This window comes from Rathayibacter sp. VKM Ac-2805 (assembly GCF_009834265.1).
In the GTDB taxonomy this organism is placed as follows: Bacteria; Actinomycetota; Actinomycetes; order Actinomycetales; family Microbacteriaceae; genus Rathayibacter.
The window spans coordinates 617,148-642,845 of record NZ_CP047185.1 but is presented as its reverse complement, the minus strand read 5'-3'; the positions used below and the strand labels follow the sequence as shown (position 1 = coordinate 642,845).

Here is a 25,698-nt window from a genome sequence, read left to right as displayed (position 1 = left end):
TCAGAACCTCACTCGGGGGTCGATCAGGGCGGCGAGGACGTCCACCGCGAAGTTCGTGACGGCGACGATGATGGCGAGCACCGCGACGATCCCCTGCACGGCGACGAAGTCGCGGGCGGCGAGGTACTGGCCGAGCATGAAGCCCAGCCCGCGCCACTCGAACGTGGTCTCGGTGAGGACCGCACCGCCCAGGAGCATCGCGATCTGCATGCCGATGACGGTGATGATCGGGATGAGGGCGGGCCGGAAGGCGTGGCGGGAGACGAGCCTCCCCTCCGAGACCCCGCGGGAGCGGCCGGCCTCGACGTAGCCCGCCTGCAGGGTGCCGATCATGTTGGTGCGCACGAGGCGGAGGAAGGTGCCCGCGGTGAGCAGGCCGAGCGTGAGGCCCGGGAGCACCGCGTGGGCGAGCACGTCGGTCACCGCGGAGCTGCTCCCGGAGCGCAGCGCGTCGACGAGGAAGAGCCCGGTCGGCTGCTGCAGCGTCGTGAGCATCAGCTCCGTCCCGGTGCTCGAGCGGCCCGCCGTGGGCACCACGTCGAGGACGACGCCGAAGACGAGCTTGAGCAGGAGCCCGGCGAAGAAGACGGGGGTCGCGTAGCTGAGGATCGCGAGGACCCGCAGGACGATGTCGGGCATCCGGTCCCGCTTGCGGGCGGCGATCGCGCCGAGCGGCACGCCGACGACCAGGGCGACCAGGAGCGCGTAGACGGCGAGCTCGAAGGTGGCGGCGCCGTACACGGCGAGGACCTCGGTGACCGGGCGGTTGTCGCTGATGGTGGTGCCGAAGTCGCCGCGCAGGACGCCCCCGAGGTACTCGACGTACTGCACCAGCACGGGGCGGTCGTAGCCGGCGGCCGCCACCCGGGCTGCCAGCTCGGCCCCGGAGAGCCGTCCGCCGAGGGCGGCGGTGATCGGATCGCCGGTCAGGCGCATCAGGAAGAAGACCATCGTGACGAGGATGAGCACCGTCGGGACGATCAGCAGGAAGCGGAGGAAGAGATAGCGCAGGAGGGGGTTCGAGGCGCTCTTCACGCCGCGACGCCCGGGGAGGACGAGGGGCAGTGAGACGGACACGGGGCTCCTTCCGGCAGGGCCGGTCGCTCCGGCCCGTCTCACGCTAGGGAGTGGGTCCCGCGCTCCTCGCCGTCAGGATTCGCGTTCTCGGAGCGGCCGTTCCGACAGCTGTCTGAACGGCTCCGGAGCGCCTCGCGCGCTCACCTGCGCGCGGGAAGAGGGGACTGCGGCTTGGTCACTCCGTAGGCGAAGGAGGTCTCGATCGAGGCCAGGGCGGGGATCATCCGGATCCTCGTGCGCACCAGCGTCTCGTACCCCTCGAGGTCCTCGACGGCGATCTTGAGGAGGAAGTCGCTGTCGCCCGCCATCAGGTACGCCTCCGTCACGTGGGGGATCCCGCGGATGGCCGTCTCGACCTGCTCGACGATCTCGGGGCTGTGGCTCTCGAGGCGCAGGCGCACGAAGGCGGTGATGGCCAGGCCCACCGCGCGGGGGTCGACGACGGCGCGATAGCCGATCAGCACGCCGTCCTCCTCGAGCCGGCGCACGCGGCGCAGGCACGGTGAGGGCGAGAGGCCCACCCGGTCGGCGAGGTCCTGGTTGCTGAGCCGGCCGTCCTGCTGGAGCTCCTGCAGGATGCGCATGTCGATGTCGTCCATACCGCCGATCCTGGCAGATCCTGCCGCGACCACCGAATTCCGCGCTCGGATCCGCAATCGCCCGCCTCCTCCCCCGACCTAGCCTCGGAGGGTCGGCATCCACCGGCCCCGCCGAGAGGACCGCCATGACCAGATCCGCCCTCACCGGGACCGTCGCGATGATCGCGACCGTGGCCACCTGGGCCGGATTCGCCCTGAGCATCCGCGGGATCGGCGGGTCGGGCCTCACCACGGTCGACGTCGCGCTCCTGCGCTTCGGGATCCCGCTGCTGGTGCTGGCACCGGCGCTCCCCGGCGCGCTCCGGGCGATCCGGCGCGAGTCGCCGCTCACCCTCGCCTGCCTCGCGGTCGGCGCCGGGCTGCCCTACTTCCTCACGGCCGCGGCGGGCGGGAGCCTGACGAGCGCGGCGCTCGTGGGCCTGGTGATCCCCGGCTCGGTGCCGGTCTTCGTCGCTCTGCTCGCCCTCCTGCTGATGCGCGAGCGCCCGAGCGGCGCCCGCCTGGCGGGACTGGGCGCGATCGTCGTCGGCGTCGTCGTCATCGTGGTGCTCACCTCGGCGGCGTCGGTCGCCCTGGGCATCGGCATCCTGCTCGCCGCCGGGATCCTCTGGGCCGTGTACACGCTGGGCCTCCGGCGGACCCGGCTGACCCCGGTCGCGGTGCTCGTGGTGGTCTGCGCCCCCTCCTTCCTCCTGAGCCTCGTCGCGGCGGTCACCGGCGCCCTGCCCTCCACCCTGTTCTCGGGGTCGGCCGATCCGAGCGCCGTCGCGGTGTTCGGCCTCGTCCAGGGCGTCGGCGTCGGGATCGTCGCCGCGCTCGCCTACACCGTCGCCGTCCGCTCCCTGGGCGCGGGCCGCGCCGCGGCCTTCGGATCGCTGAGCCCCGTCGTCACCGCCCTGGTCGCGCTGCCGCTCTTCGGCGAGACGCTGCCGGCGAGCGAGATCGTCGGCCTCGCCCTGATCGTGCTCGGCGTGATCGTCGCGAGCACGGCGCGCCGGACCGCCCCGCCCGTGCCCGACCCCGCCCCCTCCCTCCCCCGACCGACCCCCTCCAGGAGCCACCGATGATCGTCACCGCGCACAGCCTCGCTCCCGACCCCGTCTGGGAGCTCACCCGCCGCTACGCCGCCGACCCCCGGCCCGACCGCCTCGACCTGACCCTCGGCGTCTACCGCGACGAGAACCTGCAGGCCCCCGTGATGGACGCCGTCCACGACGCGGAGCGCCTCCTGCTCGGGCGGCGCGAGTCGAAGCAGTACCGGGGGCCGAGCGGGCACCCCGCCTTCACGGCGCGGATGAGCTCGCTCCTCCTCGGCGAGGACCTGGCGCAGCGGGCGATCGGCGTGCAGACCGTCGCGGGTACCGGCGCGCTGCGGCTGCTGGCCGAGTTCCTCGCGCACTTCGAGCCGGGGCGGCGCGTGATCCTCGGCGCCCCCTCCTACGTGAACCACGCCCCCGTGCTGCGCGCGGCCGGCCTCGACATCCACGCCGTCCCCTTCCTGGACGCGTCGGGCCGCCCCTGGCTGGAGCCGACCGTCGACGCCCTGCGCTCCGCCCGGCCCGGCGACGCGGTGCTCCTCCAGGGCAACTGCCACAACCCCTCCGGAGCCTCGCTGACGCCCGCGATGTGGGACCGGCTGACCGACGAGATCGTCCGGGCGGGCGTGATCCCCTTCATCGACCAGGCCTACTACGGGCTGGGCGACGGCCTCGAGGAGGACCTCGCGGGGATGCGGCGGCTGCTCGCCCGCGTGCCGGAGGGCGTCGTCTCGGTCAGCTGCTCGAAGGCGTTCAGCCTCTACAGCGAGCGCGTCGGCTGCGCCCTCCTCCTCCTGGACCCGTCCGGCACTCCGGGTGCGATGAGCACCCTCGAGGCGATCGCGCGGGCGGCCTACTCGCAGCCCCCGCACCACGGAGCGGCGATCGTGGCGACGATCCTCGGCGACGAGGAGCTCGAGCGCTCGTGGCGCGACGAGCTCGAGCGGATGCGGAACCGGGTCACCCGGCTCCGGGACGGCCTCATCGGCGGCGCTCTCGCGGCCGGCGCCCCCGCCCGCTTCGCCGCCCTCCGCGACCAGCGGGGCCTGTTCCTCTCCCTCCCGCTGTCGCCGACGGCCATGCACCGCCTCCAGCACGACTTCGGCGCCTACGGGCTCCCGTCGGGGCGGATCAACCTGGCCGGCGTCCCCCGGACCGCGGTCGACCGGCTCGCCTCCGCGCTGGCCCAGGTCGCGGCCGAGGACGACGCCGTCCGGGCGGTGGCCTGATGGACCGGCGGGAGCGCGCCCGGCTGCTCGACGAGCTCATCGCCCTGCCGACCGTCTCGGCCGATCCCTCGCGCCTCGGCGACCTGCGCCGGAGCGCCACCCTGCTCGCCGACGCCCTGCGGGAGCGCGGCTTCGACGCCCGGCTCGTCGAGGACGACGCCGGCCGCCCCTCGGTCGTGGGCACGCGCGGACTGCTCCCCGGTGTCCCCTCCGCTCTGCTCTACGCGCATCACGACGTGCAGCCCGCGGGCGCCGGCTGGACGTCGGACCCCTTCGTGCCGCTGCACCGGGGGGACGTGGTCACCGGACGCGGCAGCGCCGACAACAAGGCCGGCGTCGTGGCGCACCTCGCGGCGATCGACGAGCTCGGCCCCGACCGGCGGCTCGGCCTGATCGTCGTCCTCGACGGCGGCGAGGAGGTCGGCTCCCCCGGAGCGCCCGCCCTGCTCGCCGGGCTCGCCCTGGAGGAGGCGCCCGCGCTGGTCCTCGTGAACGACGGCGTGAACGCGGCCCGCGGCACTCCGTCGCTGACGCAGTCGCTCCGCGGGCTTCTCGCCGTCGACGTCGAGGTCGCCGTGATGGACGAGCCCGCGCACAGCGGCGTGAACGGCGGAGGGGCGGTCGACGCCCTGACTGCGTTCTGCCGGCTGGCCGCCTCCCTCCACGACGAGCGGGGCGAGGTGGCCGTGCCGGGGCTGCGGGTCGGCGCACCGGCGACCGCCCGCGTCGATCCGGACGCCTTCCGGGCCCGGCTCGGACTGCTCGACGGGGTGCACGTCGCCGACGACCTCGCGACCGCCCTCTGGGCCTCTCCCGCCCTCTCCGTGCTCGCGATCGACGCGCCGCGGATCGCGGAGTCGGCGAACGTGCTGCTCCCCCGGGTGCGCGCGCGCCTCTCGCTCCGGGTGCCGCCGGGGCTCGCGATGGACGACGCGGCCGCCGCGCTCCGAGCGCACCTGCTCGCGCAGCGGCCCTTCGGTGCGCACGTGCGCGTGGACGAGGTGAGCCGGAGCGAGCCGTGGAGCGACGCGCGCATCTCCGGCGTCGTGGTCGCCGCGCTGCAGGACGCGTGGGGGCGCTCGCCCGACCTGCTCGGAGGCGGCGGCGGCATCCCCGTCGTCAGCGCCCTCTCCGCGGCGTTCCCGGAGTCGGTCCTCTGCATCACGGCCGTCGCCGACGCCGAGTCGAGGGTCCACGGGCCCGACGAGAACGTCGACCTGCGGGAGCTGGACCGCGCCGTCGCCGCGGAGGCCGCGGTCCTCGACGCCCTGGCCCTGCCGCAGGACTGACGAGAGCCGGCCGCCCCCACCGCTCAGCGGGAGGGACGGCCGGCTCTCGTGCACGTCAGCGGCTCAGCGCCGGGCCTTCAGCGCACGGGTGGCAGCGCACGGCCTTCAGCGCATCGCCTTCAGCACCCGGTCGCCGGCCATCTCGGCGATCATCGACGCCTCGTCCGGGTAGAGGGCGGGGTCGACGCGGTCGAGGCGGAACGGCTCCGGATCGGCGAAGGGCTCGGTGCCGGTGATCATCTCGGCGACGAGACGGCCCATGCCCGGCCCGTGCGTCACTCCGGACTCGTTGTCGCCCGCCAGCACCCAGAGTCCGTCGCACGCGGGGACGGGGCCGATGTAGAGGCCGCCGTCGACGGAGTAGACGGGCATGCCCTGGATGATCTCGGCGGTGCCGAGCCCTGCGAGCGCCGGGAACACCTCGGCGACGGACGCCTGGTAGTCGCGCTGAGCCTCGATCAGCTGCGGCGAGACGGGGCGGGCGAAGGCGCGCGCCAGCCCCTCCTCGCGCTCCAGCACCGAGACGCGGCGGTAGGCGAAGCCGCCGCCCCACGAGAACGCGCCGCGCAGCTCGCGCAGCCACAGGCCCAGGTCGAGGCTCTGGATCGTCGGCATCAGCGGCGAGAGCCCGGCCTGCTCCGAGACGAAGCGGGTGGCGACGGTGGGGATGAGCGGGAGCGCCCGGCCCACGGTGCCCAGGAGCGCCGGGGTCCAGGCTCCGGCGGCGAGCACCACGGTCGCCGCGTCGACGACGCCCGCCGTGGTCTCGACACCGGTCACCCGGTCGCCGTCCCGGCGGATCCCGGTCGCCTCGGTGCCCCACGAGAAGCGGACGCCCAGCGCCTCCGCGCGGCGGAGGACCTCCTGGAGCGCGAGCCCGGTGGTGACCTGGATCGCCTCGGGGAGCAGCACTCCGCCGACGACGCTCGCCGGGTCGACCGCGCCGAAGGTCATCGACGCGACCTCGTCCGCGTCCAGCGCGCGGGTCCCGGGGGACGCCAGCGGGTGGCGCACGATGCCCTCGACGAGGGTGGTGAGGGTCGTCTCGGTGCGGGCGATCGCGATGTTGCCGTTGGCGGCGAACTCGATCTCGACGCCGGCGTCGTGCAGGCCCCGGTAGAAGGAGAGGCCGTACTCCTCGAGGGGCACGGCGTGGGTGCCGATCCGGCGGTTGCTGTCGGCGCCGTAGCGGGCGACGAAGCCGGCTCCGGCCGGGGTGGTGCCGCTCAGCGGCGAGCCGGCGTCGATCACCGTGACGTCGCGGGCGCCGAGCTCGATCAGGTGGAGGGCGGCCGAGGCGCCGATGATGCCCGCGCCGACGACGCAGACGGGTCCAGGATTCGAAGGCATGCCCGATGGTAGGCAGAGCGGGGGTCCCGGGGGCACGTGCTGCTGTCGAAGGGGCGGAGGGGGCGGCTCGACGGCTGTCGGAGGGTCAGCCCTCGGTGATCCGGACGTAGGGCGACATCCGGAACCAGAGCTGCAGCATCAGCCGGGTGTCGCCGTCGGCGAGGTCGAGCCCGGTCGTCTCGGCGAAGCGCCCGAGCCGGTAGTAGACGGTGGTGCGGTGCAGGTGCAGGTCGGCGCCGGTCTGCACGACGTTGCCCGCGTTCGCGAGGAAGGTCCGCACCGCGAGGATGTTGTCCTCGGACTGCTCCTGCATGGCCCGCCCGAGCTCGGGCGGCACCAGGTGCGACCGCAGCGCCTCGGGGAGCAGCGCCGCGAGCATCCCGTCGAGCCCCGACTCGTCCCAGCGGACCGCGCCCGCCTCCGTCGCTCCCGCGACCCGCGCCGCGCACTCGGCCTGCTCGTGCGAGTGCAGCACGCCGTCGAGCCCGGGCACGAGCGCCCCGACCCCGATCGTCGCCGCGATGCCCGCGCCGTCGAGGCCGCGGCGGAGCGACTCGACTAGCGCGGCGATCCGGTCCTCGGCGGGCGCGACCGAGTAGCCGACCAGCACGACGACGCCCTGGTCGGTCCGCGCGACGGCGGCACCGGAGCTGTGCTGGGCGACGGCCCGCGCGATCACCCGGACCGGGGCGCCGATCGAGCGGTCGCCCTCGCCCTTCGCGATCACCAGGCCGAGCACCTGGTACGCGACGCAGCCGCGGAAGATCCCCGCCGCCGCGATCTCCTCGGCCGCGTCGACCCGGTCGTCCGACCGGTCCGAGAGGAGCGCGAGCACCTGCGCCTCGATCTGCTGGAGGCCGTCGTCGAAGGTCATCGCGCGGCGGACGAGCACGGTCCGCATGTCGTCGACCGCGCGGTCGACGGCGTCGAAGTCCGCGGCCGTGAGGGTCTCGTCGTCGATGATCCAGATCACCGCGGCGAGCTCGCGGTCGACCCGCACGGGAGCGACGTACCGCCGCCGGAGGCCCAGCTCGGGCGCCGCGTCGGTGAAGAACGCCGCGGTCGCGCGCAGCACGCCGGCCCGCCGGGCCCACTCCGCCCGCTCCGGCGTCACCGAGCGACCCACCAGCGACTCCACCCGGGCGGAGTCCTCGTCGCCGAAGTGGGCGCTGTGCGCGAGGAGCTGCAGCTCCGCGTCGTCGACGGCGACCGAGCGCCCCAGCACCCCCGCCAGGCGCTCGACGATGTTCTGCAGCGGCTCGGGCGAGAATCCTTGGCCTTCGGGCGGCATCGTCTGCTCCTCCTGGACGGATGCTCCGGCGGCACCGTGGCTTCACCGTAGACCAGCGCGGCGCCTGCGCCGACGAACCGGCGGTGCGGATCCGGGCGGGGCGGCGAGCGCCGCGCACAGCGCGACGCCGGCCCCTCGGGAGGGAGCCGGCGTCGTGCTGTCGCGGTTCCGACTACTCGAGCAGCTTGCCCGCGGTGGCGACCTCACCGCTGATGAGCGCCTGGATCTCCTCCGGCACCGCGGGGATCTCCTCGCGGGTGATCCCCGTGGAGGGCGACCAGACGAGGTTCACCTGGAGGGCCGGGTCGATGTCCGGGTAGTCGCTGCGGTTGTGGCAGCCGCGGCTCTCGCGGCGCTCGAGGGCGGCCTCAAGCGTGGCCCGCGCGGCCATCGCGGCCGACTTGAGGTCGAAGGCGTGGGCGAGGTCCTGGAAGCCGGCGATGTCCGGGTGCACGCCGATGTCGGCGATGCGCGCCTCGATCGCGTCCAGCTCGGCGAGCCCGGCGAGCAGGCCCTCCTCGTCGCGGACGACTCCGGCGTGCTCGGTCATCGTGTTGCGGATCGCGCGCTGCAGGGCGCGGACGTTCTCGGTGCCGTCGGCCGCGAGCAGGCCGGCGATCTCGTCGCGGGCGACCTGGACGGACGCGGCCGAGCGCGTCTGGGCGGTCAGTGAGGCGGAGTACTCCGCCGCCGCCTGCCCGACGATCCGGCCGAAGACCAGCAGCTCGATCAGCGAGTTGCCGCCGAGGCGGTTGGCGCCGTGCAGTCCACTGGAGGCCTCTCCGATCGCGTAGAGCCCGGGGACGTCGGTGCTGTGGTCGTCCGAGCGCACCCAGACCCCGCCCATCGAGTAGTGCGCCGTGGGCGCGATCTCGATCGGGTCCTTCGTGATGTCGAGCATCTGCAGCTCGAGCATCGTCTGGTACACCCGCGGCAGCCGGGTCATGATCGTCTCGCGCGGCAGGTGCGAGACGTCGAGCCAGACCCCGCCGTTCGGCGTGCCGCGACCCTCCTTGATCTCGGTGTAGCAGGCGAGGGCGACGCGGTCGCGGGTCGAGAGCTCGAGGCGCTCGGCGTCGTACTTGCCCATGAAGCGCTCGCCGAGGCCGTTGCGGAGGATGCCGCCCTCGCCGCGCGCGGCCTCGGAGATCAGCGTGCCCGCCGCGTTCTCGGGCTCGATGATGCCCGACGGGTGGAACTGGACCAGCTCCGGGTCGCGCAGGCGGCCGCCGGCCTCGACGGCCAGGCGGAACGAGTCGCCCGTGTTCTCGTCGCGGCGGGAGGAGGTGCGGCGCCAGATGCGGTTGTGCCCGCCCGCGGCGAGGATCACCGCATCCGCGTGGATCAGGTAGCGGGTGCCGTCGACGAGGTCGAAGCCGTAGGCGCCGAACACTGCTCCGTCCTCGTTGACGAGGATGCGCGTGACGTACACGGTGTCCAGGATCGGGATCTCGAGCTGGGCGGCCCGGTTGACGAGCGTGCGCTGGATCTCGAGGCCGGTGTAGTCGCCCGCGAAGGCGGTCCGGCGGTAGGTGTGCGCGCCGAAGAAGCGCTGCGAGATGCGGCCGTCGTCCTCGCGGGCGAACGGCATGCCGTAGCGCTCGAGGTCCTGGATGCCGCGGGCGGCGTTGGAGGTGACGATCTCGACCGTGTGCGGGTTGGCGAGCTGGTAGGACTCGGTGATGGTGTCGGCCGCGTGCTGCTGCCAGCTGTCGTCGGGGTCCATCGTGGCGAGGGCGGCGTTGATGCCGCCGGCGGCGAGGGAGGTGTGCGCGTCCGACTTCGAGCGCTTGCCGAGCGCGAGGACGTCCACGCCCGCCTCGGCGAGCTCGATCGCGGCGCGCAGGCCCGATCCGCCGGTGCCGATGACGAGGACGGAGGTGGAGATCCGACGCTCCGGTGCGGTGGTCTCTGAAGTGGTCATGCCTCCACGCTAGGCACGGCGCTTCGATTACTCCAATGCATAATGCTGGGTACGGCCATGCGCATAGGGTATGCATGTGGATCTCGAGCAGCTCACCGGATTCGTCGAGGTCGCCCGCCTCGGCAGCTTCACCCGCGCCGCCGAGGAGCTGCATCTCGCGCAGCCCTCGCTGAGCCGCCGGATCGCCGCGCTGGAGCAGGACCTCGGCTCCGAGCTCTTCCACCGGGCGCGTTCCGGCAGCACCCTCACACCGGCCGGGGAGCTGCTGCTGCCGCTCGCCCGGCGCATGCTCGCCGACGCCGGATCGGTGCGCCGCGAGCTGGCCGAGCTGGCCGGGCTCGAGCGCGGCCGGGTGCGGTTCGGCGCGACGCCGACGCTCTGCATCAGCCTCGTCGCGGAGGTGCTGCACGCGTTCCACTCCGCGCATCCCGCCGTGGAGCTGCACCTCGCCGAGGACGGGTCGCGGAGCCTCTTCGACCGGCTGGCACGGGGCGAGCTCGACCTGGCGCTGGTGACGACCTCGACCGCGGCCGCTCCCGGCGCCTTCACGGTGACGCCGCTGCTCGTCGAGGAGCTCGTCGTGGTCTCCTCCGCCGCGGAGCCTCCCCTCGCCGCGACCGGCGCGCTCGACCTGGCGGCGGTCGCCCGCCTCCCGCAGATCGTCTTCAACTCCAGCTACGACCTGCGCCGCACGACCGACGCCGCGTTCGCCGCCGCGGGCCTGGAGCCGGACGTGGTGCTGGAGGGCGCCGAGATGGACGCGGTGCTGCGCTTCGCCGAGCGGGGCCTGGGCGTCGCGGTCGTCCCGGCGATGGTGCTGCAGGGGCGCCCGGGGCTGCGCTCGATCCGCATCGAGGAGCCGACGCTCGAGAAGCCCACGCTGACCCGGACGATCAGCCTCGCGCGCCCGGCGGACCTCGCGCCGACCGCCGCGGCGCGGGTCATGCAGCGCACCATCGCGGCGACCGCCCGCGCCTTCGCCGCCCAGGCCGGCGGCACGATGCGCCTGGCCGACAGCCGCTGACCGAGCGGGGGGCTCGAGGCGCCGCTGCTCGACCAGCAGTACGGCGGACATGCTGATCGAGCGGCCCCGGAGGGCGCATCGAGACCCCCCGCACGCGCAGGAGCGCCCCCGGCCCCGCAGGGCCGGGGGCGCTCCCCGATGGTTCAGCCGTGCGCTACGAGCACGGGCGCGCCGCGTACGGAGCGCTCACCTCCGTCTCGACGGGGGCGCCGTTCATCGTGGCCGTGGCCTCGACGGTCACCGCACCGGCGGGCAGGTTCGCCTGACGGGTGGTGAAGGCGTGCGACACGGTCTTGCCGGGCGCCACCGAGGTGAACGACTTCGTGCCGGACGTCGACGTGAAGGTCACGCCGACGGGGACGTCGGAGCCGTTGCTCGCCTGGACGGTGACGATCGCCTTGCCGGCGATGCAGCGGGTCGCCGCGCTCGCCGTGATGTCGAGCGCCGGAGCCGCCTCGCCCTCGGTGAAGGCGAAGGTGTCGAGCTCGAACAGGTCGCCGGTCGGTCCGGAGTAGCTGAAGTACACGTCGTGCACTCCGGTCGCTCCGGTCAGCGCGGCGCTGACGTCGGTCCACTCGCCGGTCGTCCCGTTCACCGCGACGGTGCCCGCGACGGGCCCGGTCTCGGAGTCGAGGCGGACGGTGATGGAGCCGCCGGCCTGCAGGGCCTTGGCCTTCGCCGTGAACGTCGCGGCTCCGGTGTCCCCGAAGTCGACGGCGGACAGCGCGGTCCAGTCGCCGTTGTCGAGGTCCTTCAGCACGAGGTTCTGCGTCGCGCCCGCGGCGGGGGTGCCGATCGGAGCGGTCGCGATGCCCTTGCTCCAGCCGATGGTCTCGGCGGGGAAGGTGCGGTAGCCGTCGAAGTCCTTGACCTGGTCGACGCCCTTGTAGTCGCCCACCACCTGCTTCACCGTGCCGTCGGCGTTGAACTGCAGCTCCTGGATGTGCGGGCTGCGGTACCCCTGGGTGGTGTCGCCGTTGATGCGCTTGTTGAGCGTCGGCGCGTGGTAGGTGAAGTAGTACTTCCCGCCCATCTCGAAGACCGACTGGTGGTTGTTGCCGCCGGTGCCGGCTCCGAAGAAGCGGCTCTGGTTCGGGAACATCACGCCGGCGTAGGCCTCCTTGGGCCACGACATCGGGTCGTCCGAGATCATGTAGCCGATCTCGCCGCCACCCGGGTAGCCGGGCTCCCGGGTCTGGTTGCCGCCGAAGTCGTTGCCGCCGAAGTGCGACGAGTACGAGAGGTAGTACTTGTCCTGGCGCTTGAACACCTGGGCCGCCTCGAACGCGACGGGCGCGTCCACGACGGCGGAAGTGCCCTGGGTCGAGATCATGTCGTCGCCGAGCTCGATCACGCGGATGTTCTTCGGGTTGTTGAAGCGCTCGGCCGCGGGGAGCGCGGTCGAGGCGGGTCCGCCTCCGAAGAACAGGTAGCCCTGGCCGTCGTCGTCGACGAGCGGTGCCGGGTCGAACTTCCACGCGACCGCCTCGGCGCCCGGGGTGGACGCGTTGATGAGCGTGGAGGTCCGCTGGCTGGTCCACGGGCCCACCGGCGAGTCGCCGGTGATCACGTTGCTGGAGCCGCCGCCGTTGGCGTAGTAGAGGAAGTACTTGTCGACGCCGTTCACGGTCTTCTTCGCCATGCCGGGAGCCCACGAGTTGCCGGTGTAGGGCGCGACTCCGGTGGAGCCGGCGACCTGGATCTCGCCGTGGTCGGTCCAGTTGACGAGGTCGTCCGAGGAGATCACGGTGATCTGGTTGATCTTGCCGTAGTCGATGCCCGCCGAGACGCCCGTGGCGGGGTTCGGAGCGTAGCCCTGGGTGTCGTTCGTCATGTACATGTACACGCGGCCGTTCTCGACGAAGCCGAAGCCGTCGGCGCCGAACTTCCAGCCCATGAGCGGGTTGTGGTCGCCCGGGATCTTGCCCACGACCTCGATGGTGCGCGAAGCGGGCGCGGGCGGCGCCGCTCCGACCAGCGAGACGTCGTCGAGCTTGTAGTCCATGAGGTGCGTCTCGGGCGCGGCCGACGGAGTCGCAGTCCACGGCGTCTCGAAGAAGAGGCGCGCGGTGGCGACGCTCTGCCCGGCGGGGATGGTGAACGATCCGTTGATCGTCGCCCACTGCCCCTTCGTGGCGGTGACGCTCGCGAGGTTCGTGTAGGTGCCTCCGCCGTAGTGCATGGTGGCGAAGAACTGCTTGGTCGCGGGGCTCGCGGCGTTCTCGTACTTGATCTGCGCCTTGACCTGGTAGGTCTGGCCGGCGACGACCTTGCCGCTGAGGTCCTGCATGGCGCCCGCGCCGGTGGTCGCGCGGCCCGTGACGAGCGCTGCGGCGGTGCCGGTGCGCGCATCCGTGGTCGTCGCGATGGTGCCGGCGTCGGCGGCGTTGCCGTTGTTGACGAACCAGCTGCTGATGCCGCTCTCGAAGCCGCCGTTGACGATGAGCTCCGCCTCAGCGGCGGACGAGGTCTGGGCGGCGAAGGGGGCCACCAGGAGCGCGGTCAGCGCGGCCGTGGCCAGCAGCCTCAGCCGCAACCGCCCCTTCGGAGCGGCTTCTCGTTGTGGTGATCTCACGGATCCTCCTTGATCGTGTCGTGCAGGAGATCGTCGGCGGCGGGTGCCGCTGACGCGTTCGGGGGCGGGGGCGGCCGCGCGGGCCGCCCCCGGAGTGCTCAGCCGCAGGACGCGGCCGGGTGGGGCGCTCTCACCGTGGTCGTCACCGGCTCGCCGTCGAGGGTGGCGGTCGCGTTCACGACCACCTCGGCGGCGGGGACCGAGGCCGCCCGCGTGGTGAAGGCGTGGCTCGTCGTGGCGCCGGGTGCGAGCGCGGCGACCGTCTTCGTGCCGGACGCGCTCTCCATCCGGAGGGCGACGGGCACGTCGTCGGCGTTGGTGGCCCGCACGGTCACGACGACCTTCCCCGCGATGCAGCGGGTCGCGGCGGCGGCGGTCACCTCGAGCGACGCCTCCTTCAGCGTCCCGAGGCGGGCCAGCTGGTAGCTGAGCGCGCGCTCCGGGGCGTCGATCTGGTTCTGCGTTCCCGCGGTGCCGACCGCCTGCGCCTTCGCGAGGACCGATTGGAGGTCGGACCAGGCGTCGGCCGGGTAGTCGTCGGAGCGGAGCGTCGCCGCGTGAGCGACGGCCGCGTCGAGCTGCGAGCGGTCGAGCGCCTTCCCCTCCGAGGAGAGGGTGTCGCTCAGGAGGAACTCGTCGACGTCGACGTGGCCGCCGGCGGTCTTCGTCGCGTAGCTGAACAGCCCGAGGCGGTGGCCCATGAAGTGCGTGAGCTGACCGTCGAGGGTCTGCGGGCCGACGCGGCTGCCGAGCTTCGTCCAGCTCGTCCCGTCGAGGCTGTACGAGAAGGTCGTCCAGAGCTGTCCGGCCGGGGCCGAGAGCTCGAGATCGGCCTTCAGGCGCACCTGCGAGGCGTCGCCGAGGGCGGCGGTGGTGCCGGGGAGGAAGGACTCCACGGCCGCCTGGTCGAACGTGGTCGCGAACGGCTGACTGCGGTTCACGACGCCGACGGTGGTGACGCCGTCCACGCGCTTGACCGCGACGTAGGAGAAGCCGCGGTTGTAGGCCGCGAGCCCGGCGACGTCGCCGTCCTTCATCCCGGAGACGTCGAACGCCGCCTCCGCCGACTGCTTCGGAGCCACGATGCGCTGGGAGAGCGTGTTGCGCGCCTCCTCCAGGTACGTCATCTCGGGCGAGCCCGAGAGACGCGTGTGCGCGGCCGTTCCGCTGAGCACCTTCCCGTTGGTGAGGCGGAGCCAGCCCTCGCGCTCGGTCAGCGACCAGTAGCGGTTGTCGGGGGCGTGGTTCCACTGCCAGGGGAGGGCGAGGGTCGAGCCGTTCGGCTCGATCTCGGCGGCCGTCGGGCGTTCGAGGGTGGGAGCGGCGCCGACGAGCGAGACGTCGTCGAGCAGGTACTCGGTGCTCGAGGACGCCGGCTGCGGATTGCCCCACGGCGTCTCGACGGCGAATTTCACGCTGCCGACGTTCGCGGTCTCGGGCACCGTGTAGGTCCCCGTGATCGTCGTCCACTGCCCCTGCGTGACGGCGGCGGACGCCATCGTCACGGGTCCCGCGCCGAAGTCGGCGCAGAGGTTGAAGCGGACCGACGCGGGGCCGGTCGTGTACTTCACCTTCGCGGACACGGTGTAGGTCACGCCGCGCTGCAGCTTGTTCGCGAGCACCTGGCTCGGGCCTGAGCCGTTGAGCGTGCGGGTGCCCACGCGGAGCGCGGCGGTGCCGGACGCCGGGTCGGTCGTGTCGGCCGACAGCGTCGCGCCGAACTGGCCGGCCCACGGCGCCGTCCCCGACTCCGCTCCCGGGTTCTGGAGCAGCTGCACGCCGAGCAGCGACGCGTCGTAGGCGGGCGCGGGCGGGATCGTCCACGACTCGTCCTGGTAGGCCTTCGCCGGGGCGTCGTTGTCGAAGTCGTCCGAGACGACGATGCTCTTCTGCCGCTCGAACAGCTCCTCCTCGGGGCTGAGGCGGATCGGCTTCGGGAAGCTCCCGCCCACCGGCACCGAGCCGTTCGTCCCGAACGTCGGCCAGCCGTCCTTCCACGTCGCCGGGATGAGCCCGGGGATGCGGCCGGTCGGGAAGCTGTCGCGGAAGAACATGCCGTGCCAGGCGGTCGAGCCGTCCTCCTTCGCGATCGGCACGAGGCTCCCCTGGGCGAACCCGCTGGAGTTCAGCACGCCCTTGCCCTCGTAGGGGTTGCTGCCGTCGGCGGTCGCGTAGCGGCCCAGCAGCTCGGACGAGCGGAACAGCGCCACCTGGCGGCCCTGGCCCGAGGGCCAGGTGATGATGACGATGTAGTACTGCCCGTCGATGTACTGCACCTGCGCGCCCTCGAAGAGGCCGCCGAGGTAGCCGGCCCCCGGGTAGTCCGAGGTGCGGAGGATGTTCGGGTACTCGGCGACGACGGTCGTCAGGTCCTCGCTGAGCTTCACGGCGCTGGTGGATCCGGAGCCGTAGAAGATGTACGGCGTGCCGCCGTCCGCGTCGTCGAAGAAGAGCGACGGGTCGTGGAAGGCGCGGCCGAGGGCCGTGCGGGTCCAGGCCCCGTCCTCGATGTCGTCGGTCGAGTAGAGGTAGGAGCCGCCGAGGTTGTTGGTGTTGAAGACCGCGTAGTAGCGGCCGTCGTGGTACCGCAGCGACGAGGCCCACTGGCCGTTGCCGTAGGAGTTCTGCCCGTTGCGGAGCGAGAAGCGGTCGCCGATCTCGAGCCGGTCGAAGACGTAGTTGACGATCTCCCAGTTGACGAGGTCGTAGGACTTCATGATCGGGGCGCCCGGGCTCAGGTGCATCGTGGTGCTGATCATGTAGTAGATGTCGCGGCCCTCGTCGTTCTCGGACGCGGGCACGCGCTCGACGCTGACGTCGGGCACGTCGGCGTTCAGCAGCGGCACGGAGTAGGTGCCGTCGCCGCGGTCCGTCGACGTGTACGAGGCCTTCGGCGACCACGCGCCGGCCGCGGTCGCCGGAGCCGCGCCGGAGGCGAGCAGGCCCGCCGCGAGGAGGGCGCCGATCGCCGTGGAGGCGACTGCGCGCATCGGGGTCATTCGAACAGCGACAGCGTCAGGACGGAGGAGTAGTCGCCGGGGGCGACGTCGGCCTCGGTCTTCAGAGTGAGGCCCGCGGACACGGTCCAGGACCCGTCCGTCGCGGTCTCCTGCGAGTCGAGCGACAGCGCGAGCAGCTCCTGGTCGAACAGGCCCACGGCGTCGGCGCCCTCGTCGAGGATCGTGTCGACCGGGTCGCCCTCGGACACGAGGCCCGACTCGCCGCCGTCCACGAGGACCGGCGTCCAGCCGAGGTGGTCGGAGGAGATGTCCTCCTGGTCCGCGTCGCCGGTGAAGGCGCTCGCCGAGCCGAGGACGTACCAGCCGGCTCCGGCCGGGATCTCGTCGACGGTCCGGGTGTCCGTCACGGTCACGTCGGGCAGCTGCCCCGTGAAGGCGCGCACGGTCGGGGTGGAGCCCTCCTCGGCGAGCGTGGCGGAGGTGCCGTCGATCGACATCGAGAGGGCGCCGGGCTGCTCCAGCTCCTCGATGCTGACGTTCACGTCGACGTCGTCGGAGCCGTACTCGGTGTCGGCGGCCGCGGCCGCGGCGGCGACGCCGGACAGGAGCAGGCAGCCGGCGAGAGCGGCGCCCGAGCGGACGAGCCAGAGGGGTCGGGGGGTGCGTCGCGTGGACATGGTGTTCCTCACTCGATCGGCATCGTCGCCGATCAGGTCGAGCGCCGGACGGCGCGGAGTGGTGGCGCGGCCCGAGGCCGCGAGAGGACGGAGCGCGGCGCAGCCCGAGGGGCGTTCGGCCGCGCCTGAAGCGCAGGACGCGCGGAGAGCGGCGGACGGCTCGTGCGCGGCGGCTTCCACAGCGTGGCCACGCGAGCTCCAGCTCTCGACCCCCTCAGCACTGAGGGGAGAAAGGCTGCCCGACACTCGTTTCTCTCGACTGCTGAGCTTTCCCTCAGCTAGTCTTGCGGGCAATGTTACCGGGAACATTCCCGATTGCAAGGACGTGTTCTCAACCGTCCGGAGCAGCGCAGCGAGGCGATCACCGCGTTCCGCCGCGGCCGGGCGGGGACGGCGGGAGGGGACGAGGATGTCCGCAGGGGCGGCGACGGCGGAGGCCGAGCAGGAGGTCGTGACGACGGAGTGCGCGGAGCGCTCGGGCGTCATCGGCGTGCTCCTGGGCGATTTCGAGCCGTTCGGCACGGAGGTGCTGCAGGGAGTGGCGACGGCGCTCCGGGGGACCCGGTTCGACCTCCTCGCCGGCAGCGGGGCGAGCCGCCGGGGCCGGGCGGGATGGGAGCAGGAGTCCCTGCGGCGCCTCACCGAGGCGCACGTAGCGGGGGCGATCCTGGTGACTCCCTCCGGCGTGATCCCCCCGTCGGACCTGCCGCTCGTCGTCGTGGATCCGCTGACCGCGCAGACCGAGCTGCACTCGGTGGCGACCGACGACTTCGGCGGAGCGCAGCTGGCGACGAGCCACCTGATCGGGCTCGGCCACCGCCGCATCGGCTTCGTCGCGGGCCGCCCCGACCTGGAGTCGTCGCACCGGCGCGGCGCCGGCTACCAGCGGGCGCTCGCGGACGCCGGCCTCCCCTACGACCCCGCGCTCGTGCGGATCGGCTACTACCGGCACGACCCCTCCCTCGTCGCCGCCCACGAGCTGCTGCTGCTGCCCGACCGGCCGACGGCGGTCTTCGCCGCGAACGACGCCTCCGCCATCGCCGTGATCGAGGCGGCCCGGGCGCTGGGCCTCTCGGTGCCGGGGCGGCTGTCTGTCGTGGGCTACGACGACGTGCCCGACGCCTCCCGGGTGGTCCCCGCGCTCACGACGGTGAGGCAGCCGTTGCACCGCGTCGGGCGCGCTGCCGCCCGGGCGCTCCTGACGCTCATCGACGGCGGGAGCGTGGCCGAGCCGCACGTGCGGCTGCGCAACAAGCTCGTGCTCCGCGGGTCGACGGCGCCTCCTGCCGAGGGCCCGCAGTCCGGCTGACTCCTCCCCCTCCCCCAGCCGGCGGGAATACGCTCGGCGCATGAACCAGCAGCGCACTCCGGTCACGGTCACGGTCACGGGAGCGGGGGGCGCCATCGGCTACGCGCTCCTGTTCCGCATCGCCTCGGGTCAGCTCCTCGGGCCGGACGTCCCCGTCCGCCTGAACCTGCTCGAGATCCCCTCCGGCCTGCGCGCGGCCGCGGGCACGGCGCTCGAGCTGCAGGACGGCGCCTTCCCCCTCCTCCGCGGGATCGAGGCGACGGACGACCCGGCCGCGGCGTTCGACGGCGCGAGCGTCGCCCTCCTCGTGGGCGCCCGGCCGCGCAGCGCGGGCATGGAGCGCGCCGACCTGCTCGCCGCGAACACGGGCATCTTCGGACCCCAGGGCGCCGCGCTGAACGCGCACGCCGCCTCCGACATCCGCGTGCTGGTCGTCGGCAACCCGGCCAACACCAACGCCTGGATCGCGCGGCGCAGCGCCCCGGACATCCCCGCCGGCCGCTTCACCGCGATGACGCGCCTCGACCACAACCGGGCGCTCGCGCAGCTCGCCGCGAAGCTCGACGCCCCCGTCGACGCGATCGAGGGCGTCGCGATCTGGGGCAACCACTCCGCCTCGCAGTACCCCGACGCGACGCACGCCACCGTCGGCGGACGGCCGGTGCCCGAGCTGGTCGACGCCGAGTGGCTGCACACGGAGTTCGAGCCGCGGGTCGCCAAGCGCGGCGCCGAGATCATCGAGGTCCGCGGAGCCTCCTCGGCCGCGTCCGCCGCCTCCGCCGCGATCGACCACGTGCGCGACTGGGTCGACGGCACGTCGTGGACCTCGGCCGCCGTCGAGTCGGACGGCTCCTACGGGGTGGAGGAGGGGCTGATCTCCTCGTTCCCGGTCCGCTCCGTCGACGGCGAGTGGCGGATCGTCGAGGGGCTCGAGATCGACGCGCACTCCCGCGCGCGCATCGACGAGTCCGTGCTCGAGCTGCGCGCCGAGCGCGACCAGGCACTGGCGTTCCTCGCGTCCTGACGCGCCCCTGCCCGTCCTGTCTCCGCGGGATGCCACTCCGGTGCGCCTCGCGCGGCGTGTCGCGTACCGGAGCGGCATCTCGCGGAGGGGTCAGCGGCGCTTCTCCGGAGTGGGGAGGGTGCCGGAGGCGCGGGCGGCCTCGTACCAGGCGTGCGCCTCCTCCTGGCGCTCCGCCTCGGCGCCGGTCGCGATCGCCGCGCGCACGTGCTCGGGCCCGTAGCCGAACGACGCGACCAGGTCGGCGGCGTGCGGGCGGATGCGCGCGAGCAGGCGGTCGATGTAGGACGTCACCGCGACCGCTCGCTGCGACGACAGGCGCCCGTGGATGAGGTACCAGTCGAGGTGCTTCTCGATCAGGCCCAGGCCGAACAGGTCGCGGAGCCAGGTGAGGACGGTGCGCGTGCCCGCGTCCTCGACGCCGGCGAGCGCCTCCGTGAACGCCTCCCACTGCAGCAGCTCGGCGTGAGCGCGCGCCGCCTCGATGAGCTCGCTCTGGTGCGCGTTGAACAGGCGTGCCGCCTCGTCGGAGGGCAGCTTCGACGCCGGGCGCAGCCGTGAGGCGATCCCCGCGACCATGCTCTCGACGCGGCCGGTGAGCAGCTCGCGCTGGTCCTCCCGCAGCTGGCCGACCGAACGGGCCGTCGATCCGCGATCGGCGACGACCTGGGCCAGACGGCGCAGACCCGAGTTGTCGACGGTCGCCCCCGCGACCTGCGAGGCGGCGTAGCGCGCCAGCTCCGCGGGCTGGGCGCCCTTGAAGCGGCGTCCGACGTCGGTCAGCAGGCGCTTGGCGACCAGCTGGAGGAGCACGGTGTTGTCGCCCTCGAAGGTCGCGTAGACGTCGAGGTCGGCGCGCAGCTGCGTGAGCCGGTTCTCCGCAAGGAAGCCCGCGCCTCCGCAGGCCTCGCGCGCCTCCTGCAGCGTGTCGAGAGCGTGCCAGGTCGAGAGCGCCTTCAGCCCCGCTGCGAGGGTCTCGAGGTCCTGCCGCGACTGCTCGGTGTCGTTCGCGCCGGAGAAGACCTCGTCGAACGCCGTCAGCAGCTTCTCGTGCGCGAAGGCGGCGGCGTAGGTGGTGGCCAGGCGCGGCAGGAGGCGGCGCTGGTGCCGCTGGTAGTCGAGCAGCACCTCCTCCCGCTCGCCGCCGCCGGTGAACTGGCGGCGCTGATCGCCGTAGGTGACGGCGACCGTCAGCGCGATCTTCGCCGCGGCGACCGCGGCTCCATCGAGCGAGACACGGCCCTGCACGAGCGTGCCGAGCATGGTGAAGAATCGGCGGCCCGGGCTCGCGATCGGCGAGGAGTAGGTGCCGTCGGCGGCGACGTCGCCGTAGCGGTTCAGCAGGTTCTCGCGCGGGACGCGGACGCCGTCGAAGTGGAGGCGGCCGTTGTCGATCCCGTTCAGACCGCCCTTGAGGCCGTCGTCCTCCCCGCCGACGCCGAACAGGAACGCGCCCTGCTCGTCGCGGATCGGGACGAAGAAGGCGTGGACGCCGTGGTTCACCCCTAGGGTGACCAGCTGTGCGAAGACGACGGCCGCACGCCCGTCCACCGCCGCGTTGCCGAGGTAGTCCTTCCAGGCCGCGCGGAACGGCGTCCGCAGCACGAACTCGCCGTCCTCGTAGGTGGCGGTCGTGGCGATCGACGCGACGTCGGAGCCGTGCCCGGTCTCGGTCATCGCGAAGGCGCCCGGGATCTCGAGGCTCATGATCCCCGGCAGCCACTTCTCGTGGTGCGGGCGGGTGCCCAGGTGCAGGACCGCGGCGCCGAAGAGCCCCCACTGCACGCCGGACTTGATCTGCAGCGACGGGTCGGCGGTGACCAGCTCCTCGAAGCCGGCGATGTTGCCGCCGTGGTCGGCCTCGCCGCCGAGGTCGATCGGGAAGGCGCGGTGCACGCCGCCCTCGGCCGCGAGCACGCGCATCTGCTCCGAGACGCGGAGGCGGTGCTCCTTCATCGGGAGGCCGTCGGTGCGGTGCAGCTCGGGGCGGGCGGTCAGGGCGCGGCTGGCGAGGCGCTGCTCGCGCCAGGCGCCGAGCAGGGTCTCGCCGAGGGCGGCGACGTCGACGGAGGGGGCGCCGTCCTCGTCCAGGCGCGCGTCGACCTCGGAGCCGAGGGAGTCCACCGGCGGCGTGGGCGCGATGGAGCCCGAGCGGGAGCGCCGGGCCCGCGTGCGTCCGGTAGCCGCCCGGTCGGCGGCGTCGGCGGCGGAGCGGGGGTGGGGAGCGGTGCTGACCATGGTGTTCGTGTCCCTTCGACCGTCTGCGGTTCGGGCCGCTCCCGGTGCGTCGTGCGCCGACGGGCGCGGCAGCGGAGGCGGTCCTCGCACGGTAGGTCGCGCGGCGGCGCGGCGGAAACGTTCCGTCGCCCGGGCACAAACGGCGCCGGGCGGAGGCGCAAGCGCGTTGTCGGAACCGACCAGGCGGAGGCGGGGCGCCTCGTCTGTGCGCTGGACGGGCTGTCCCTGCCGACGGGAGCGGAGGAGGGGGCGGCTCGTCCGTGTGCTGAACGGGCTGTCCCTGCGGACCCCAGCGGAGGAGGGGCGCCTCATCGGATGACGCGTCGCTAGTCTCTCGGCATGAGCGAGCCGCCGCTGCCTCCCCCTCCGCCCGCCCGACAGCCGGCGGCCGGGCCGCCCGTGGTCGGCTCGCCCGCGTCTCTCGGGACTCCGGGTGCGCCGCCCTCGGACGTCGCGGCAGCGCCTCCCGGGCCTCCGGCCGCGCCGGGATCCGGGGTGCCGCATCGCCGTCCGGTCCGCGTCTGGGATCTGGTGCTGACGATCGTGCTGATCCTCGTGGCCTCCGCGGTGACGCTGCTGCTGTCGTTCTTCGGGCTGTTCTTCGCGATGGCCAGCGACTCGTGCGGCGGATCGAACGCCTGCGACATCGGCCTGATCGAGGGCGGGATGGTCCTCGCCGCAGGAGGAGTGTGGGTCCCGTTCGTCGCGGCGCTGGTCGTCTCGATCGTGTTGCTGGTGCGGCGGCGCATCGCGTTCTGGGTGCCGGTGGCGGGTCTCGCGGTGTCGTTCTGCTGCACGCTGCTCGGCGGGTGGATGGCGTCGACGGGCGCGAACGGCTGAGGGCGCTCGTCGGTGCGTCGGGCCGAGGACGCTCGCGTCGGTGACGAGGTGGGCACGATCGTCGACGCGGACGCCGGAACACGATCGCCCGCGCCGGCGCCCGCCTCCGTCGCGGGCGGTGAACCGCGCGCCTCAGCGACGGATCAGTAGCTGTCCCAGCCGGGCTCCCAGTCGGGCTCGTCCGGCGGCACCCAGTCGTCCTCCGGCGGCTGCGCGGCGGACACCGGCGGACCGGACGACTCGCGGCCGAACGAGGGCTTCGCCCCTTGCGAGCGGGACGACCCGCCACGGGCGGCCGGCGCGCGGCGGGGAGCGGGAGCCTCGTCACCGGGTTCCGGGACGGCGATCTCGGGGCTCTCCCCCGCGACGACGGCCAGCACTGCCTCCCCGTAGGTGAGCAGCTTCTTCTGGCCGACGCCGCCGATGATGCTGAGCGCGTCCATCGTCGCCGGCTCGGCGGTCGCGATCTCGCGGAGGGTCGCGTCGTTGAAGACGATGTAGGCCGGGACCGCCTGCGCGCGGGCCTGCGCGGCGCGCCACTCCCGGAGCCGCTCGAACAGCGGCTGAGCCTCGCCCGACAGCTCGGCGACGGTGGACCGCCCGGAGCGGGAGGATCCGCTGGAGCGGGCCGGCTTCTCCGGCTCCTGCCGCAGCTCGACCTTCCGCTCACCGCCGAGGACGGAGCCGGACGCGGGCGTGAGCACGAGCGTGCCGAAGCCGTCGTCGTTCACGCCGAGAAGGCCCTGCGCGAGGAGCTGGCGGGCGACTCCGCGCCACTGGGTGTCGCTGAGCTCGGCGCCGATGCCCCAGGTGGCGAGGCCGTCGTGCTGGTGCTGGGTGGTGCGCGGCGTGGTCTTGCCGCGGAGGACGTCGATGATGTGACCGGCGCCGAACTGCTGGTTGCGCTCGCGCTTGAGGCGGACGACCGTCGACAGGAACTTCTGCGCCGCGACGGTGCCGTCCCAGGAGGCGGGCGGCTCGAGGCAGGTGTCGCAGTTGCCGCAGGCGGTGCTCTCCTGGCCGAAGTAGGCGAGCAGGTTCACCCGGCGGCACTGGACCGTCTCGGAGAGCGCGAGCATCGCGTCCAGGTGCGCGGACATCCGCCGACGGTGCGCCAGGTCTCCCGGCGACTCGTCGATCATCCGGCGCTGCTGCACCACGTCCTGCAGGCCGTAGGCGAGCCAGGCGGTGGACGGCAGTCCGTCGCGGCCGGCGCGACCCGTCTCCTGGTAGTAGCCCTCGACCGACTTGGGCAGGTCGATGTGCGCGACGAACCGCACGTCCGGCTTGTCGATCCCCATGCCGAAGGCGATGGTCGCGCAGACGATGACGCCCTCCTCGCGGAGGAACCGCGACTGGGCGGCGGCGCGCACCCGCGAGTCGAGTCCCGCGTGGTACGCGACGGCGTCGAAGCCCGCCGAGCGCAGCGCCTCGGCCGTCGCCTCGACGCTCTTGCGGGAGAGGGCGTAGACGATGCCCGCGTCGTGCGCGTGCTCGCGCCGCAGGAAGTCGATCAGCTGCTTGCGCGGCTCGACCTTGTTGACGATCCGGTACTGGATGTTCGGGCGGTCGAAGCTCGAGACGAAGTGGCGGGCGGCGCCGAGGTGCAGGCGCGACGTGATCTCGCGGTGCGTCGCCTCGGTGGCGGTCGCGGTGAGGGCGATGCGCGGGACGTCGGGCCAGCGCTCGGCGAGCTCGCCCAGTGCGAGGTAGTCGGGGCGGAAGTCGTGGCCCCACTGGCTGACGCAGTGGGCCTCGTCGATCGCGAAGAGGGCGATCCGGCCGCGGGCGAGGAACTGCTTCATGCCCTCGTTGCCCAGGCGCTCCGGGGCGACGTAGAGCAGGTCGAGCTCGCCGTCGAGGTAGGCGCGCTCGACGCGGCTGCGCTCGCCCGCGTCCTGGGTGGAGTTGAGGAACTCGGCGCGGACGCCGTTCGCGCGGAGGGCGTCGACCTGGTCCTGCATCAGCGCGATGAGCGGGGACACGACCACGCCGGTGCCGGGGCGCACGATGGCGGGGATCTGGTAGCAGAGCGACTTGCCGCCGCCGGTGGGCATCAGGACGACGGCGTCGCCGCCTCCGATGACCTGCTCGACGATGGCCTGCTGCTCGCCGCGGAAGGAGCCGTAGCCGAAGACCTTCTCGAGGATCGCCTGCGCCTCGGAGGATCCGGATCCCGGGGCGCCGCTCGCCGCGTCGCTCCGGACGCCGCCGCGGGACTCCGCCGAGGGGTCGGCGAGCGGCGGGGCGGGGAGGGCTGTCGCGGTGGGCTCTGTCACCCGGGGAACTCTACCCGCCGCCTCCGACGCCGCCCCGGGGGTCCGGGGAACTGTGGAGAAGGGCTGCAGGGAGGGAGCTGGGGAGGCGGCTGCGGGGAGGTCGGGGGTCTTCTGCGGCGCCCGGATCAGAGGTCGGTGAGGGTGCGGGTGTCGCCGTCCCAGAAGCGGACGCCCGCGAGGCCGACGGTGAACGGCTCGCCGAGGAGGGGGACGGCGTCGCCGAGCTGCTCGGCGCGGAGGCGGCGAGAGACGCTGATGTGCGGCGTCCAGGCGTCCGGGAGCGAGGTGTCGACGCCGCCCGGCACGAGGCGCGTGGCCCGGTCGTGCAGAGCGTCGAGGGCGGGCGAGCGGACCACTCCCCAGGCGAGGACGAAGCGCCCGGCGTGCGGGAAGAGGAGGACAGCACCCAGGTCGACCGTCGCCGGCAGCGGACCGACCGCGCCCGGCTCCGGGGCGGTCAGCTCGGGCCCGGCGACCAGGGTGAGGTGCGGGCGGTTGCTGGCGGACGTGTGCAGGGCGAGGCTCGGGACGCCGGCCGCCTCGAGCGCCTCCCACTGGCTGCGGACGCGAGCCTCCGACTCCGGATCGAGGAGGACTTCGAGGCTGCGCATGTCCACATTCTGCCGCGGCTCCTGCGTGCGGGCCTTCGCGGGCGCGCGGCCACTCGCGGGCGCGCGGTCCTCGTCGGCTCCCGCGAGTGCGCAGGAGTCGTCGCACTCGCAAGCACGCAGGAGTTGTCGCACTCGCCCTCGACTGCGACGACTCTTGGAGACTCGACACTCGTCCACTCGAGCGACCCTCGAGTGCGCAGAAATCATCGTGCTCGCGCTCGACTACGACGACTCTTGAGTGCTTGGCACTCGGCACTCGGCGCTCCCGCGAGTGTGCAGGAGTTGTCGCACTCGAGCTCGAGTGCGACAACTTTCGCGCACTCGCGGGGGCGGGGAGCGGGGCGGTGGCGGGCGGCGGGCGGGAACCG

18 protein-coding genes are annotated in these 25,698 nt (G+C 73.4%); 7 read left to right on the top strand and 11 right to left on the bottom strand.

All coding sequences use genetic code 11. The annotated features are described in order from the left end of the window. Entirely contained in the window at positions 1-1,065 is a 1,065-nt protein-coding gene (locus tag GSU40_RS02925) for an ABC transporter permease (RefSeq protein WP_244229639.1), read from the bottom strand. A 152-nt stretch (positions 1,066-1,217) separates the two neighbouring features. Beyond that, positions 1,218-1,676, bottom strand: a complete 459-nt coding sequence (locus GSU40_RS17145) for an Lrp/AsnC family transcriptional regulator (RefSeq protein ID WP_104282519.1) — start codon at positions 1,674-1,676, stop codon at positions 1,218-1,220. Between the two features lie 125 nt (positions 1,677-1,801). Between GSU40_RS17145 and GSU40_RS02915 the strand changes: the two genes are divergently transcribed. The 3 genes from GSU40_RS02915 to GSU40_RS02905 are packed head-to-tail and all read left to right on the top strand — an operon-like array spanning position 1,802 to position 5,231. Continuing rightward, positions 1,802-2,743, top strand: a complete 942-nt coding sequence (locus GSU40_RS02915) for a DMT family transporter (protein WP_160033583.1) — start codon at positions 1,802-1,804, stop codon at positions 2,741-2,743. Beyond that, the gene (locus tag GSU40_RS02910; protein WP_160033581.1) at positions 2,740-3,942 is read left to right on the top strand and encodes an aromatic amino acid transaminase; all 1,203 of its coding nucleotides are present in this window, start codon (positions 2,740-2,742) and stop codon (positions 3,940-3,942) included. The genes GSU40_RS02915 and GSU40_RS02910 overlap by 4 nt, the downstream gene beginning before the upstream one ends. Beyond that, positions 3,942-5,231: a M20/M25/M40 family metallo-hydrolase gene (locus tag GSU40_RS02905; protein ID WP_160033579.1), complete on the top strand. Its 1,290-nt coding sequence runs from the start codon at positions 3,942-3,944 to the stop codon at positions 5,229-5,231. The genes GSU40_RS02910 and GSU40_RS02905 overlap by 1 nt, the downstream gene beginning before the upstream one ends. Positions 5,232-5,336: 105 nt before the next feature. Here the strand turns inward: GSU40_RS02905 and GSU40_RS02900 are convergent, their stop codons facing one another. The 3 genes from GSU40_RS02900 to GSU40_RS02890 form a co-directional block, all read right to left on the bottom strand. Continuing rightward, positions 5,337-6,581, bottom strand: a complete 1,245-nt coding sequence (locus tag GSU40_RS02900) for an FAD-binding oxidoreductase (RefSeq protein WP_159939811.1) — start codon at positions 6,579-6,581, stop codon at positions 5,337-5,339. A gap of 85 nt (positions 6,582-6,666) precedes the next feature. After that, on the bottom strand, positions 6,667-7,872 hold the full coding sequence (locus tag GSU40_RS02895; RefSeq protein WP_160033577.1) for a PucR family transcriptional regulator: 1,206 nt from the start codon (positions 7,870-7,872) through the stop codon (positions 6,667-6,669). Positions 7,873-8,044: 172 nt separating this feature from the next. Beyond that, positions 8,045-9,796 carry an FAD-binding protein gene (locus tag GSU40_RS02890; protein WP_104224384.1) on the bottom strand — a complete coding sequence of 584 codons (1,752 nt, stop codon included), beginning with the start codon at positions 9,794-9,796 and terminating at the stop codon, positions 8,045-8,047. Between the two features lie 70 nt (positions 9,797-9,866). Here GSU40_RS02890 and GSU40_RS02885 point away from each other — a divergent pair, with 70 nt between their 5' ends. Continuing rightward, positions 9,867-10,820: a LysR family transcriptional regulator gene (locus GSU40_RS02885; protein ID WP_104224383.1), complete on the top strand. Its 954-nt coding sequence runs from the start codon at positions 9,867-9,869 to the stop codon at positions 10,818-10,820. Positions 10,821-10,974: 154 nt separating this feature from the next. Here the strand turns inward: GSU40_RS02885 and GSU40_RS02880 are convergent, their stop codons facing one another. The 3 genes from GSU40_RS02880 to GSU40_RS02870 form a co-directional block, all read right to left on the bottom strand. Further along, entirely contained in the window at positions 10,975-13,395 is a 2,421-nt protein-coding gene (locus GSU40_RS02880; protein ID WP_208543354.1) for a family 43 glycosylhydrolase, read from the bottom strand. 98 nt (positions 13,396-13,493) lie between these two features. Next, positions 13,494-16,385, bottom strand: a complete 2,892-nt coding sequence (locus GSU40_RS02875; protein WP_244229570.1) for a family 43 glycosylhydrolase — start codon at positions 16,383-16,385, stop codon at positions 13,494-13,496. A gap of 5 nt (positions 16,386-16,390) precedes the next feature. Further along, positions 16,391-17,032 (bottom strand): hypothetical protein, encoded by a 642-nt coding sequence (locus GSU40_RS02870; protein ID WP_104233676.1) that lies wholly within the window; start codon positions 17,030-17,032, stop codon positions 16,391-16,393. 409 nt (positions 17,033-17,441) lie between these two features. Between GSU40_RS02870 and GSU40_RS02865 the strand changes: the two genes are divergently transcribed. Beyond that, a complete protein-coding gene (locus GSU40_RS02865; RefSeq protein ID WP_160033573.1) occupies positions 17,442-18,341 on the top strand; it encodes a substrate-binding domain-containing protein in 900 nt (299 codons plus the stop codon). A gap of 40 nt (positions 18,342-18,381) precedes the next feature. Further along, positions 18,382-19,365: a malate dehydrogenase gene (locus GSU40_RS02860; RefSeq protein ID WP_160033571.1), complete on the top strand. Its 984-nt coding sequence runs from the start codon at positions 18,382-18,384 to the stop codon at positions 19,363-19,365. A 90-nt stretch (positions 19,366-19,455) separates the two neighbouring features. Here GSU40_RS02860 and GSU40_RS02855 read toward each other — a convergent pair whose 3' ends face one another. Continuing rightward, entirely contained in the window at positions 19,456-21,600 is a 2,145-nt protein-coding gene (locus tag GSU40_RS02855; RefSeq protein ID WP_160033569.1) for an acyl-CoA dehydrogenase, read from the bottom strand. Between the two features lie 339 nt (positions 21,601-21,939). Here GSU40_RS02855 and GSU40_RS02850 point away from each other — a divergent pair, with 339 nt between their 5' ends. After that, positions 21,940-22,440 (top strand): DUF6264 family protein, encoded by a 501-nt coding sequence (locus tag GSU40_RS02850; protein ID WP_244229569.1) that lies wholly within the window; start codon positions 21,940-21,942, stop codon positions 22,438-22,440. 143 nt (positions 22,441-22,583) lie between these two features. Here the strand turns inward: GSU40_RS02850 and recQ are convergent, their stop codons facing one another. After that, entirely contained in the window at positions 22,584-24,719 is a 2,136-nt protein-coding gene (recQ, locus tag GSU40_RS02845) for a DNA helicase RecQ (RefSeq protein ID WP_244229568.1), read from the bottom strand. Positions 24,720-24,844: 125 nt separating this feature from the next. Then, positions 24,845-25,330 carry a 2'-5' RNA ligase family protein gene (locus GSU40_RS16850; protein ID WP_167299008.1) on the bottom strand — a complete coding sequence of 162 codons (486 nt, stop codon included), beginning with the start codon at positions 25,328-25,330 and terminating at the stop codon, positions 24,845-24,847. Positions 25,331-25,698 lie beyond the last annotated feature (368 nt).